Annotated in this window: 7 protein-coding genes; all 7 read left to right on the top strand. The window is 50.5% G+C overall.

Translation table 11 applies throughout. From position 1 onward, the window contains the following. Positions 1 to 9: 9 nt before the first annotated feature. Positions 10 to 441: a GntR family transcriptional regulator gene (locus tag BLW29_RS25810; RefSeq protein ID WP_090985074.1), complete on the top strand. Its 432-nt coding sequence runs from the start codon at positions 10 to 12 to the stop codon at positions 439 to 441. Beyond that, on the top strand, positions 434 to 1333 hold the full coding sequence (locus tag BLW29_RS25805; RefSeq protein ID WP_090985072.1) for an ABC transporter ATP-binding protein: 900 nt from the start codon (positions 434 to 436) through the stop codon (positions 1331 to 1333). Before BLW29_RS25810 ends, BLW29_RS25805 begins: the two co-directional genes overlap by 8 nt. 3 nt (positions 1334 to 1336) lie before the next feature. Next, complete coding sequence (locus BLW29_RS25800) at positions 1337 to 2239, top strand: ABC transporter ATP-binding protein (RefSeq protein WP_090985070.1); 903 nt, start codon at positions 1337 to 1339, stop codon at positions 2237 to 2239. Beyond that, positions 2232 to 3563 carry an ABC transporter permease gene (locus BLW29_RS25795; protein ID WP_090985068.1) on the top strand — a complete coding sequence of 444 codons (1332 nt, stop codon included), beginning with the start codon at positions 2232 to 2234 and terminating at the stop codon, positions 3561 to 3563. Before BLW29_RS25800 ends, BLW29_RS25795 begins: the two co-directional genes overlap by 8 nt. Before the next feature lie 707 nt (positions 3564 to 4270). Continuing rightward, positions 4271 to 7600 carry a S8 family serine peptidase gene (locus tag BLW29_RS25790; protein ID WP_090985067.1) on the top strand — a complete coding sequence of 1110 codons (3330 nt, stop codon included), beginning with the start codon at positions 4271 to 4273 and terminating at the stop codon, positions 7598 to 7600. A gap of 42 nt (positions 7601 to 7642) precedes the next feature. Next, positions 7643 to 12040 (top strand): S8 family serine peptidase, encoded by a 4398-nt coding sequence (locus BLW29_RS25785; RefSeq protein ID WP_256208905.1) that lies wholly within the window; start codon positions 7643 to 7645, stop codon positions 12038 to 12040. 280 nt (positions 12041 to 12320) lie between these two features. Further along, on the top strand, positions 12321 to 14342 hold the full coding sequence (locus BLW29_RS25780) for a glucosidase family protein (protein WP_090985063.1): 2022 nt from the start codon (positions 12321 to 12323) through the stop codon (positions 14340 to 14342). The last annotated feature ends 130 nt before the right edge of the window (positions 14343 to 14472 follow it).

Below are 14472 nucleotides of genomic sequence, written 5' to 3'. Positions count from 1 at the left end.
GTGTGGACGGTGTGGATTCCTATACAGCTGAATGAACATAGTGCGGAGCCGTTATACCATCAGATCGAGGTGCAGCTTCGTGCATTCATTGTGAGCGGTCAATTGCCGGAAGGGACGCTGCTTCCATCTATACGTGAATTGGCACAGCTGACCAAATGCAGCATCATAACCGTTCGGCGGGTGTATCAGGATTTAGAAAATGAAGGGCTGCTTCGCACTCGGCAGGGAATGGGAACGTTTGTCGCGAAGGTAGACACGGAGTCAAGGGATCGACAGCGGCGAACCGCGGTCATAGAAGCGATGGAGCAGGCGGTGGAAGCTGGGCTTCGGGTACATTTTAGCGATGAAGAATTGATTGACATGCTGCAAGACGTGCTCCGCCGGAAGCGTGAAGGAAGCACGGCATACCATCAGGGCGGGGAGGCGGATAAGGATGAGTGAAGCTTCAGTTCAAATTACCGGAATGTCGCAGCGCAGGCCGAATTTCGAGCTTGGTCCTATCGATCTGGTCATTCCGAGCGGCTTCGTAACGGCAATCGTCGGCCCTAACGGTTCGGGGAAGAGCTCGTTGTTTCGACTGCTGCTGGACCTCGCCAAACCGAATACGGGGCGGATCGAGCTGCTGGGCGAAACAGTCGGATCAGGTAACGATACGAAGCTGAAGGAGCGATTGGGTTATGTGCCTGAGCAAGCGGTCGATCTGGAGGATGGGCTGCGCGGGAATCAGAAAGCGGCTTTCGTCCGGCAGTGGTATCCGAAGTGGGATGTTCACCTCTATCAGGAGCTGCTGCGCCGGTTCGAGGTAGACCCTGCGATCAAGCTAGGCAAAATGTCAAAGGGGATGCGGCGGAAATTCGATCTATCGCTCACGATGGCACATCATCCGGAGCTGCTGCTCCTTGATGAACCTTCCTCGGGTCTGGATCCGATTGCTTGGAAGACCATGATCGATGTGCTGCATCGCTATATGGAGCAGGGCAATCGGACGATTCTAATGGCTTCTCATATTGTCGACGAAGTCAGGCGGCTGGCCGACTATATTGTGTTCATGGTGCAGGGTAAGGTGCTCGGGATCTATGAGAAGGATACCTTGCTAAGCGCATGGCAGGTGATGTACATCGATGCCGCCGGAGTCAGTATCAACTGGAAGCAGATGCCTGGTTACCGCAATGCGAGCTTATCTGGCGCAACGACGTACAAAGTGGTAACAGAGGATGCGCTGCAGGCCGAACGATGGCTAATGGAACAGAAGCTCGGATTAATCAGCAAACAGAAGCTGGAGCTCGATGAGATTTTGCTGCATCATATCGAACATGCGAGGGGAGTTTTCTAGAAGATGAATGCATTGAAGCTTGAACAAGTTTTTAAGCAATACGGGGACAAAACAGCCGTTAATGGAATCAGCTTCGAAGTTGCGCAAGGCGAGATTTATGGATTGCTCGGCGCCAACGGAGCGGGAAAAACAACAACGATGCGTATGGTGCTCGGCCTCATTTATCCGGATTCCGGGAGCATTCGATATGATGGCAAAGCGTATGGAAAAGAACTGCTGAAGGGACTTGGCTATTTGCCGGAGGAACGCGGTCTGTACCCGAAGGTGAAGGTGTCTGATCAGATCCACTATCTCGCACAGTTGCGCGGCATGTCCAAGCGGGATGCCGACCAGAACTTGAAGCGCTGGCTGGATCGATTCGGCGTGCCGGAGTATTACAACAAGAAGGTCGAGGAGCTGTCCAAGGGGAATCAGCAGAAGATCCAATTTATCGCTGCCGTCATCCATCATCCGCGCATCGTTATTATGGATGAGGCGTTCAGCGGACTGGATCCCGTTAACGTGGAACTGCTCAAGTCGACCGTTAAGGAATTGCGTGATGCCGGTTCATGTATCTTGTTCTCGACACACCGGATGGAGCATGTGGAGGAGCTTTGCCGCAACATTACGATTCTGCATAAATCGAATACGGTTCTGCAAGGCAACCTGAAAGCCATTAAGAAGCAGTTTCCCAGAGAGCGCATTATACTGGCTACGGACAGCGATGTAACCGGTCTTGAAGCAATCGGCGGTGTGATGAATGTGAAACGGCATGAGTACGGTTACGAGCTGTTAATCAATGATGAGGCTGCAGGCCGACCTGTATTGGAGCTGGCCATGGCGCAAACCGGCGTAAATCGTTTTGAAATCTTGGAACCGACGCTCAATGAAATCTTTATTAAGACGGTAGGTGAGAGCCATGAATAGCAGCTTCTGGACGGTTGTCGGATTTACAACGAAGAATAAGGTGCGCGGCAAAGCTTTCCTGATTACGACACTCATTATTGCAATCATCATGAGCATTGTCATCAATTTACCTTACATGATCGATAAGTTCAGCGGCGAAGGGAAACCGACTGCGGTTGGTTACTTGGACAGCACGAGCGAGAAGGTGAAATCAGAGTTATTTACCTCCACGCGAATTGCAGCTATGCTGAACAATTACTACGGGAAACAGGAGAAGCCTGAGCTGAAGCTCGTTCCGATTGCGGATGCAGGTTCTGCGGAAGCTAACGAGAAAGCGCTGAAGCAGGCTGTGGCAGACGACGTCATTCATGGCTACATTGAGTTCTCGCCGGGTAAGGAGAGCGATTTCCCTGCCATTACGTATAAATCCGAGAGTTTAATGGAATCGAAGGTGTCGTCATCGTTGTCCGCGGCACTGCAGGTAGTTAAGATGGAAGCGGTTATTGGCGGAGGCGGATTGAGCGACGATGTGAAGGCGCTCCTGACGAAGCCGATTGAGCTTGATTCCGTGCAGATTTCCACTGTGGAAGGAGCAGGATCGATCGGTTCAGGCAAGACGAAAGCACAGCAGGGGATGGATTTCGGAACGGTGTACGTGATCATTATCATGTTGTTCATGGCGATTATGATCAGCGGCCAGATGATTGCCAGCGAAATTACGGCCGAGAAGAGCTCCCGCGTCATGGAGATTCTCATCACGAGCGTCTCGCCGCTGAAAGCCATGTTCGGCAAAATCTTCGGCATGTTCTTAGTCGTCCTGCTGCAGATGGCGATTTATGTTGTCGTGATCGTGATCAACATGACGCTGCCGCAGAACGCAGATAAGCTTGGCGATCTTGGTATCTCGCTAAGCGACATCGATCCGGTACTGCTTACGTATTCACTGGTATTCTTCTTGACGGGTTACTTCTTGTTCGCGACGTTGTTCGCGGCCGTCGGTTCCATCGTCAGCCGTACCGAGGATCTCGGTCAAGCGGTACTGCCAATTACCATGCTGTCGCTTGCGGGTTTCTACATCTGTATCTTCGGCGGCATGAACAATCCGGGCTCGATGCTGATGAAGATCTGTTCGTTTATCCCGTTCTTCGCGCCTTACGCGATGGTTTCGCGACTCGGCTTGTCCGACCCGCCGCTGTGGCAGGTGTGGATATCGATTGCTGCATTGCTGGCTTCCATCCTTGTCTTCGGCTGGTTGTCCGCGAAGATTTACCGCGCAGGTGTGCTGATGTATGGCAAGAAGCCGTCGCTTAAGGAGCTCGGCAAGGCGATGCGTGCTTATAAGTAAGATTGGCAGCGCAGTGGTGCACAGCACCTCTCAAAAGAATGGGCCAAGTATTTGTTTGTTTGCTTAGCGTGTCGCACGAAAAAATAGAGTGGGCTATCTTATCGATAGCCCACTCTATTTTTATTTTTTGGTTCAGTGCCTTAACTTAATGACATTGGCCTTCTGGCTTGAGCTCTTTTATCGTCGAAGAGGCTTTTGAAGCAGGAGCTAGTAATCGGGATTTTTATTTGCACTATTTGTATAAAACTAATTGAGAATAGAGCGGAATTTTATATTTATCTATTAATAGATAAATATAATGACAAACGACTTATCCGTAAATTGTTGTTATAAAATATTACACATTAATTGAAAATTTACTTTATTGTATTAACGCATTAGCTAATTAATTAAATAACTAACTAAAGAATCAGGGAGTAAAAGCGTTTTTCGTTTTAAGTTTAGCTATATATAACACTTAAGTAACATGATATGTTATTTAAATTATTATATTTTACGAGGGATTAAGTGATTCCTCTACATTCAACTGCTAGAAAATAGAAATATTTAATTGATAATGAATTTGCACTATGTTACAATTCCCAGCATGATAGATTTACTTGAATTTAGTAGATTCCAACGTTAGAGGAGGGGAGGCGAAGCGATTAAGAGAGGTTGACAGCTAGTTTGCATAAGCCTAAATTTTTGCCAATCAGGAGGGTAACAACTTGAAAAGAGAACAGGTAATGAAGTCGCTAGCGGTCACGGCCTTCGCTTCGCTCGTGATTGGTTCGGTCAGCCCCGCTTTTGTACATGCGGAAGGGGCGAAAGCTAAGAAAAGCACGTGGACGGTGGAACATGCACCAAAAGACACAATCGTTGAAATCGCTCCTGCGACGGGAAAGCCGGATGACGCGGTAAAGCCGGCAGCGCCTATGACTGACGATTCGTTGAATGACACGGATCGAATTATCGTGAAGTACAAGAAAGGCTTCAGTACGACAGCAGCTTCGATTCTGACATCCAGCACGATGAAGAGCAGCAGCAAGCTGGCGGACATCGACGCTACTCTTGTAAAGGTATCGGTGCCTTCAGATATGAAACAGCTGCTAGAGAAGCTGAACAAGGATCCGAACGTGCTGTACGCCGAGCCTGACCGAAAGATCTATTCCTCCGGCAAGTCGGAAGAGCGTCTTCAGAAGACGATCGAATCGCTGGCCGCCCCTTCCCCCTCACTACCGAATGACACCTATTTCGAGAAACAATGGGGGCTTCACAATACGGGACAGACGCCTCCGTGGAACTATAACAATCCTTACCAAGAAGGATACCCAGGCGTTCCTGGACTCGATATCCAAGCCCCTGAAGCTTGGACCATTACGAAAGGCAGCGCGAAAGTTGTCGTTGCGGTCATCGATACCGGCCTTCAAATCGACCATCCGGACCTCGTGAATAGTATTTGGACGAATCCGGGAGAAACAGCCGGTAACGATCAAAAGGACAATGACAACAATGGCTATGCAGACGACGTACACGGCTGGAATTTCGCCGAGAACAACAACAGCGTTTATAAAGACCTCGATTTGCATTCGCACGCTACGGCGGTAGCCGGCATTATTGCAGGCGCGACGGATAACGGAATCGGAATCGCAGGCATCGCGCCGAACGTGAAGATCATGCCGATTAAGTATATCGGAGAAGAATACGGCTACCTATCCGATCTGATCAAGGCCATTGAATTCGCGGAGGACAACGGCGCGAAGATCGCCGACATTAATGCCGGATTGTTTGATTACAGCCAAGCTCTGAAAGACGCCATGCAGGCTTCTTCCATGCTGTTTGTAACGCCTGCCGGCGATTATGGCGTGAATGCGGACGGCATTCCTTATTATCCATCTTCCTTCGGTCTCGATAACGTACTCTCGGTTACGTCGATCGATAATGAAGGACATTTGCTGTTCGATGCCAATTATGGCTACGAGTCGATCGATGTGGCTGCGCCCGGAGAAGCGATTGCTACGACTGCTCCGGTGGAGAACCCCGGGTTGTCGGCTGAGCTTCACGATCCCGTATCCGGCGCGAAGGCGATCTTCAACGGAATCGGCTTTGAGAACATTCTGGACGACGAGGAAGAGGACGAAAACTATCGTCAAGAAGCTTTCGATAAAGCGATGGAATATCTTGGCGTTTCCAAATCCAATGCCGGACAGAAAGTTCTTCTCGTGCAGGATGATCTTTCGAATTACACAGAGCTTCCAAGTACCAGCAAATTAAAGAAATATACCGATCTGCTAGAGGATTATCCCGGTGTAGAAATCGTGCAATCCACGCCTGACGGCGGAGACGGACCGACGCTCGCGAAAATGCAAAGCGGCTACGACGCGGTTATTTGGTTCACGGGCATGGCGGACCGGTGGTACGTCTCCAATTTGACGGTGAACGATCAGAAGAATCTAACAGACTATCTAAACGGCGGCGGGCATCTGCTGCTTACGGGATCGAACGTGCTCAACGGACCGACGGAATACGGCGGCGGTGAGGAATCCAGCATTATCGACTCGCCTTTCGTGAAAGACGAGCTGCACTTGGCTTTCATCGAGCAGTACTTCTACAGCAAGGCTGTCGGCGTTAAAGGTACGATTTACGAGGGAGAAACGTATCCTTTGGACGAGGATAAAGACAGCTACAACTATTTGATCTCCAGAGATCCTTCGATTACAAAAATCGATTTGATCAACATTACGAGGGATTTCAACGGTAGCAGCTATACGCATGGGCGGGGCACTGCAATGGCGGCTGCGAATGCAGCAGGAACAGCTGCATTGGTACTTAGTCAGGAGCCTTCGCTAAGCGCGCAGGCGATCAAGCAGCGCATCGTGAACAGCGGTACCCAGTTAAGCTCGCTGTCAGGCCGAGTCGCAAGCGGACGAATGATCAACGCCTATCAAGCGCTCTCCGACGATGAGATTCCGGGTACGCCTTTGGTAAGCGACAGCACAACGAACAATCTGAATGAAAGCACGGATGTGAACGACGTGTATGCCGTCGAACTTCATGCCGGGGAAACGATCAACTTCTCCATGACAGGCGACAAAGGCACGGACTTCGATCTGTATCTGTATGCTCCTAATGCCACTACCGTTAATTCGACAGAGAATCTGCTCGTGTTCTCGGAGTATGACAAAACCTCCACGGAGTCGATCAATTACAAGGTGACGGAGAGCGGTACGTATTATTTGAACGCATATGCCTATAGAGGCAGCGGCGCATACCAATTATCCGTTCAAACCAACAATCAGCTTGGCGGCTATAACGATACGAATAAATCGCTTGTATTCAGCGGTCCGTGGGCAAAGGTGAATGACAGCATGTACACGGAAGGAACCAAGAAAGAAATCAACGCATTCGGCAGCGTAGAATTTGCTTTCGTTGGCAGCTATTTCTCCTGGATCGGTTCCAAAAACGTAAATCAAGGGATTGCGGACGTTTATCTAGACGGTTCGAAAGTCGCATCGCCTTCGCTCTACAGTAAATCGTCGCTGAACAAGCAGATCATTTTTGAAAAAAGCCTTCCTCTCGGAAAGCATGTGATCCAAATTGCATGGACGGGCGAACGCGATCCTGCGGCTGCTAAATCGAATAAGACGTTTATTAACGTAGATGCGTTCAACGTTGCGCAATTGATTCAGGATAACGATTACGCCTTCAAATACTCCGGCTTGTGGGCGACGAACTACAGCATGAAGCATTTTGGAGGTTCGGCAAAATATACGACTAAAACAGGCAACTATGCGAAGGCGAAATTCCAAGGCACTCAGGTGAAGCTGTATGCCATTGTCGGCAGCGACCGAGGCATGGCGGATATTTATATCGACGACGTACTGGTTTCGTCCGGAATTGATATGTACCGCGCAGCAACTTCGTATCGCACGGCGGTATTCGAATCGAATCAGCTTGCACCAGGCGCACATACAATCAAGATAGTCCATGCAGGCGCGAAGAATCCGTTGTCAACCGGAACGGTCATCTCGGTGGATGCGATATCAATTACGAAGTAATGGACCGGCTCATACTTTTCATAGGAAATGAGGAATCACCACGTGGCTAATCTATTGGTTAAAAGATCCGTCGCGCTTCTTAGCGCTGCGCTGCTCGTAACGTCGCCCTTCAGTGGTATCACGGCTTCGGCAGAAGCGAAAGCGACACTTGCCGATGTAATAAATCCAAGCAGCCCGCTGTTTCCGGCTGCGCTGAAATCGAACCTGGCTGCGCTGCAAGCATTAACGGCGGCCAGCAGCACAGGTCCGGCTACGATTGATTCGGACCTGGATACGACGTCCAATGCAAAGATCAACGTCATCGTACAGTTAAGCTCGCAGCCGATTTCCGTCGCGAAGTATGCATCGGAGTTGACGAGACGCTCGTTCTCCCCGGATGCAGCGGCGCAAGCGATTAAGAAGGAGCATGCTTCCTTCTTAAGCACCGCCAGCAGCAAAGGCGTGGCGATGACCGTAAACTATCAATACGATACGGTGCTGAACGGGATGGAAGTGACCATCACTGCCAATCAAATTCCGAAACTGGCCCAGATGAGCGGCGTCAAGGCGATCAGTAAAAACAGGACTTATTTTCCGATTCCCCTGGCAGCAACGCCTGAATTCGATGTTGATGGCGCAGCTGTAGGATACTATGATATTAATCCGATCAAACAGATCGGTGCGGATGTTGCTTGGACAAAAGGATGGACGGGCAAAGGCGTGAAGGTTGGCGTCATTGATACGGGCGTCGATTATCTTCACCCGGATCTGAAGGATGCATATAAGGGGGGTTATGATTCCGTCAACAAAGATAACGACCCGTACGAGGATCTTCCGGATATCGGATATAACTTTCCCGGATCTGAGCATGGTACGCATGTCTCCGGTACGATCGTAGGACGCGCGGCCCAAGAAGGCTCCGATATCGTACAGAAAGGCATCGCCTATGAGGCGGAGCTGCATTCCTATAAAGTGCTGGGTGCGAAACTGGACCCGATTACGTACCAAGTTAACGTGACGGGATCGTCGGCAGAAGTAATCGACGGCATCGAGCATGCCATCGAAGACCATATGGACGTCATCAACATGTCTCTTGGTTCCGATATGGAGAAAAGTCCGAATTCACCGGATTCCATCGCGGTTAACAACGCCGTTCTCTCCGGCGTAATCGCGGTCGTTGCAAACGGCAATGCGGCCGGCAACCCTTATTATTATTATTCCATGGGTTCGCCTGCCAGCGCGCAGCTGGGCATTTCGGTTGCCGCGGCAACGAGCGTGAGCAGCCATTTCAGCGGCAGCTTCGCGGAGTCGTTCGTGACGAAGACGGAAGAGCCGCCGGTGCCAGATGCTCAAGAGCCGCAAGAATCTCAAGAGCCTCAAGATGCTCAAGAAGTTCAAGCGGTGGAAGAATCACTAGAGCCGCAGGCTGCTGCTACTTCACTCGATGCGATTGCTTGGCCGAATGGCGCATCGGACTTCAACAATTACCTGGGCGGTCAAACGTTTGACGCCGTATACGTAGGATTAGGTGATTATGGTGACTACGACGTAGATGTCGAAGGCAAAGTTGTTCTCATCTCTCGCGGTACCTTGTCTTTCGTAGATAAGATTAAGATTGCTAGGGAAAGAAAGGCCAAAGCGGTCATATTGTTTAACGGCAACGCGTTGAACGGAACGGCGGAAGCCGATTTGTCCGAGCATATTGAGGGGCGGGACGGCAAGATCGGTTCGGTCGCCTACTTGGGCGAGAACAGCGATTTCTTACCAACGTTCGATATGTCCGGACTTGAAGGAAGAGCGCTTGCGAAGCGGATAATTGATCCAGCTAACGACGATAAAGACGTTAAATTCACCTTTGGAGCGGATTTCCCGGAGACTGTCGTTCCCGGCGACCAAATCGCCGATTTCAGCTCGCGCGGTCCGAACTCGGACGGGAATTACGGCATTAAACCCGATATCAGCGCACCGGGCGTAAACATCCTCTCGACGTGGCCAGCATACGGAGAAAAAGAATTCGGTTATCCGGTGCCTAGCTATAAGACGGCGTACTACCGCATCAGCGGTACGAGCATGGCTGCGCCGCATATCGCGGGTTTGGCTGCTCTGATGAAACAACAACATCCGGAATGGACGCCTCGCGACGTGCGTGCAGCGCTTGCCAATACGTCGGATACCATTCACGACTTAGAAGGTACGCAGTACGATGTGTACTCGCAAGGCGCCGGACGGGCCGACGTAGCCGATGCGATCGAAACGCCGGCCATCGTGGAAGCGATGGACGAGATTAAGATTTACGATGAGCAATTAAACGAGAACGTCATTGCCAGCGAAGCAAGCAGCTTGAGCTTCGGCACGCTAGAGCCTGGGGCTGAAGCACTGACGAAGCCGCTGCGCGTGAAGAATCTATCGGAAGCATCTGTCACGTACACGGCTTCTGTACTTATGCATGACAACGTAACGTCCGATCCAACAAACCCAATGGATACGCCAGATGTCACCAATATCGAAGTGGAACTTGGCGGGCTGGATGCCAATGGAAGCACGATTACGGCGGATGCCTTGTCGAGCCAACCGTTCACGCTTTCGGCGAAAGCCAAGGACGAAGAGATCGATGGCGTTTATGAGGGAGAAATCAGATTGGAAGCCGACGGGCTGCCGACACTGCACCTTCCGTTTGTCATCCATGTCGGCGACGATGAGAACAACAATTTGGCATTGCGGGATCTGACTTTGTCCAGCCAACGCATTACGCCGGATCAACCGATCGACGTGTCGGCCACGCTGGCCGATGGCGACATGAACTATGCGGCAATCAACGTTTATAACCTCGACGAGGAATATGTCGGTACGTTGGCTTATATGTACGACAGCGATGAGGAATTGACCAAATTGAACCCGCTGCCTACAGGGGAACTGAAGTTCGAGAAGATTGACGGCGGTTACAGCAGCGAGACCGTCGACGAGAATGGGTTTGACATCATCCAGAAGCTGCCAGAAGGCAAGTATGTGCTCGATCTGGTCGTGGCCCAATTCGATGAATATAACGAAGTGAAAAAAGTACAATCGGCCGGCACGATGATCGTCGTCGACGATGGCGATGGAAGCAACGATATTCCAACGGATCCGTCGGACCCAGGTGACGGCGGAGGCGCTGGCGGTGGCGAAGGAGAAACCGGTGGTCACGGCGGTCACGGTGGTACAGACGGCGGTTTCGGTGGCGGCGTACCTACCGAAGCAGCCGTGTCGGAAACACTGAATGCAGTCGTACCAGCCAATGGGAAATTGGCATCGGTCACCGGCGCTGCCGTTCAGCAAGGAGATACAGCGGCCATCACGGTAACGGATGCCGATCTTCAAAAGGCGCTGGACGATGCCAAAGGCGCTCCGGTCGTAGTCAGCGTCAATGCAGCTTCGGGCAATGTGACATCTTCAAACGCGCAGCTCGTCTTGACGGACGCGCAAGTGAAGCTGCTGCAATCAGCGGCTGAAGGAAGCGTCGTCGCATTTACCTGGAAGGATGCTTCGGTATCCATCCCTGTGTCCGTATTGAAAGCTGTCGGCACGGATGCCAAGTTTATTCTTGAAATCAAGCCGTCGGCAGACAGCAAATCCGTATTTGCCAAAGGTTATGCCGATACATCCGTTCTCGGAACGCCATATGCATTCGAAGCTTATTCGCTCTCCAATGGCGTGAAGACGCCGGTTGTCCTACAGCCGGATCAAGGCGTCCGCAGAGCATTCTTGCTCGATGCGGCGATCGATACAAGCCATGCCGGCGCGCTTTATACCGATGGCGGCAGCGTTTATCCGGTACCGGCAACCTTCAACAAAACGACAGATGGCCGCACGATCGTAACGATCACACGTCCGGGATTCTCGGTCTACGCGGTTGCAGTAAGAAAGGTATCCTTTACGGATACGAAATCGTCATGGGCGGCAGCACAAATCCAGACGCTTGCCGACAAATTTATTCTAAACGGAACCTCGGCCACGACATTCTCGCCGAAGAGTGCCGTAACCCGTGCGCAATTCACTTCCATGCTGGTGAACGCAATCGGCTTGAATAAACAGGCCGGAACATCGCCGTTCAGCGACGTGAAGGGCACGGATTGGTTCGCTCAAGACGTGATTGCTGCGTACAAAGCCGGTCTAATCACAGGCAGCGGCGGAGCGTTCAAGCCGAATGACCAAATTACACGTCAAGATCTGACCGTCATGCTCGCAAGAGCAGTGAAGCTGCTGCATATTAAGCAAACAAGCGGCACACCGGATAAACCTTACGCAGATGCATCTAAATTCGGTGCATATTCGCAAGCAAGCATCCAAACCGTCACTGCTGCAGGCTTGATGCAGGGTGTCGAGAAACATGGACAGCTGTTCTTCGATCCAACGCTGCCTACTACGCGCGAAGCTGCTGCGAAGGTGCTTTATCAATTGCTTACAGCTGGACACTTGATTTAACGATTCACAGGCAAGAGCAGTTCTTTAGTAAACGGACAACTGAAACGAAAATCGGCAGGCGGACACGAAAGTGTCAACCTGCCTTTTTTTTTGTATGGGCGTGCCCAGAGGCAGGAATCTTCTATTTTATATAGCGATTTCATGAATTATCAGGTATATTCTTTGCTGTAAACGCTATCATTCAGTGATGAAAAAGACATGCCGTGAAGGTATGTACATCCTCAATTCTCGCAAAGTCCCCTAATATAAGAGGGGTAATTAACCTAGAGAGGTGATTCATATGCATACGATTCAAATCGGCGAACGTTGGTCCTTAAACAGTGAGCATACGATAAAATGGGATATCAAGCCTGATAATAGACTTCCGCACCATGATCACATTGAAATGAGCGGCAAGCGAATATCGATGATCGTCCATTATGGGATTGATCATCAGGGAGAGCTGGTACTGAAACGGGGCATTATCTGGCCCATGCTGCGGACGATTCCTAATGATACCCATGCCAGCTTAATTCAAGAGTATGGTGCGGAAATTATCCCCGAGTTCACAATCAACGGTGAGCGAGTTCAATCGGAGAAACCGTACGAAGTAACGTTTAATGGCATGCTGGCCATTAAGAGTCGGACAGACAACAACCTTCGAATCGAACATGTGCTCTTTCCAACCACGGATTACAGCGCGGCAATGGAGAAATACACGGTTGTTAACGAATCGGAGCAGTCCATGACGATTGAGATAGCTCCGCTAACGAATACGATCACCCGAAGAGGCGTTTATGGGATCTATGTACTTGATGTTAGCCACGATGCACCTTCCAAAGTTACCTTACAACCGGCAGAGAAGCTATCCTTCTATTTGACGATCAGCGGAAGAAAGCTGCTTGAATCGGTTCCGGTCTGCAGCGGGGAAGAAGAAGAGGCGAAGCGAGCAGCATTCGTAAGTCGGATCCGTTCCAGTCTGCAGCTTGAAACGCCGGATCCCGTGCTGAACCAAATGTTTGATTTTGCTAAGCTGCGGGCATCGGAGAGCATATTCGCTACAAAAGGCGGTCTCATGCACGGACCGGGAGGCGGAAACTATTATGCTGCGATCTGGGCCAATGATCAAGCGGAGTATGTGGGTCCGTTCTTTCCCTACCTGGGAGACAGTGCCGCAATTGAGGCGTCCTTAAACTGCTACCGTTTATATCGCGCATTCATGGGGCCTGATTACTCACCGATTCCATCCTCAATCATTGCGGAAGGTGTGGACATATGGGAAGGTGCCGGGGACCGGGGAGATGCGGCCATGTATGCTTATGGAGCCTCGTTATTTACGCTTGCGCAGGGAGACTCGTCAATTGCTCAAGAACTGTGGCCGGCGATTCAGTGGTGTTTGGAATACTGCAAACGCAAGCTAACGACGGATGGGGTGGTTGCATCAGACTCGGATGAGCTTGAAGGTAGATTTCCTACTGGGCAAGCGAATCTCTCTACTTCTTCCCTCTACTACGGGGCGTTATGTGCGGCGTCTAAATTAGCTCGATCTCTGAGTGACGAAACGATCGAAGAACAATATAGTTCGGAAGCAGTACAGTTAAGACAAGCGATAGAACGTTATTTCGGCGCAACAGTTGATGGATACGAAACCTATCGTTATTACGAAGGCAATGATAAATTACGCTCTTGGATTTGTCTGCCTCTGACCATGGGAATCATGGATCGACAAGAGGGCACGGTTAACGCGCTATATTCGCCTAATCTGTGGACGATTGATGGTCTTGCCACGCAGTCGGGAGACAAGACGTTCTGGGATCGCTCTACGCTATACGGATTTCAAGCGACATTCATGGCGGGAGAGGTCGAGCAATCCCACCAATATCTGAAAGCCTATTCGAGAAGAAGGCTTCTCGGGGACCATGTCCCTTATGCGGTTGAAGCGTTTCCCGAAGGCAACCAGAGACATTTATCCGCAGAGAGCGCCTTATATTGTCGAATCTTTACAGAAGGGGTATTTGGCATCAAGCCGACGGGTCTAGATTCCTTCACATGCGCCCCGCAGCTTCCTGCTGAGGGGCCCACCATGAACCTTCGTTCCATTAGAGCCTTCGGAAGAAACTTTGATCTTCATGTGTCTAGAATGGACAACCGACTTCATATTCAAGTGGATGTTCATGGAGCAGCGTTAACCTACGAGTGTTTGCCGGGAGAGAAAATTGAAGTGGTCTTTCCAGCCAGAACGTTAGGAATTTCAACAGACTTTCATCATCAGCGCTGTGCAAGTATCCATATAATTGGAGAAGCCTCCGAAGTCCCGTCTTGAGAGCAGCGTCATTAAGATGGACGGATGAACAATTTTCTAGCTATGATGAACGTAAAAACAGCCCCGTATTTGCTTCAAGTCGTAGGTTAAGAATGGAAGTAGAACACATCCATTTTCAGAGCTACAAAGC

The sequence above is a fragment of the Paenibacillus sp. CF384 genome (assembly GCF_900106745.1).
GTDB lineage: Bacteria > Bacillota > Bacilli > Paenibacillales > Paenibacillaceae > Paenibacillus_Z.
This window is presented reverse-complemented; position numbering and strand designations above follow the sequence as displayed.

Excerpts from the sequence above, each read along its gene's own strand:
- BLW29_RS25805 (WP_090985072.1), top strand. The coding sequence starts at position 434 with ATGAGTGAAGCTTCAGTTCAAATTACCGGAATGTCGCAGCGCAGGCCG.
- BLW29_RS25800 (WP_090985070.1), top strand. The coding sequence starts at position 1,337 with ATGAATGCATTGAAGCTTGAACAAGTTTTTAAGCAATACGGGGACAAA.
- BLW29_RS25795 (WP_090985068.1), top strand. The coding sequence starts at position 2,232 with ATGAATAGCAGCTTCTGGACGGTTGTCGGATTTACAACGAAGAATAAG.
- BLW29_RS25780 (WP_090985063.1), top strand. The coding sequence starts at position 12,321 with ATGCATACGATTCAAATCGGCGAACGTTGGTCCTTAAACAGTGAGCAT.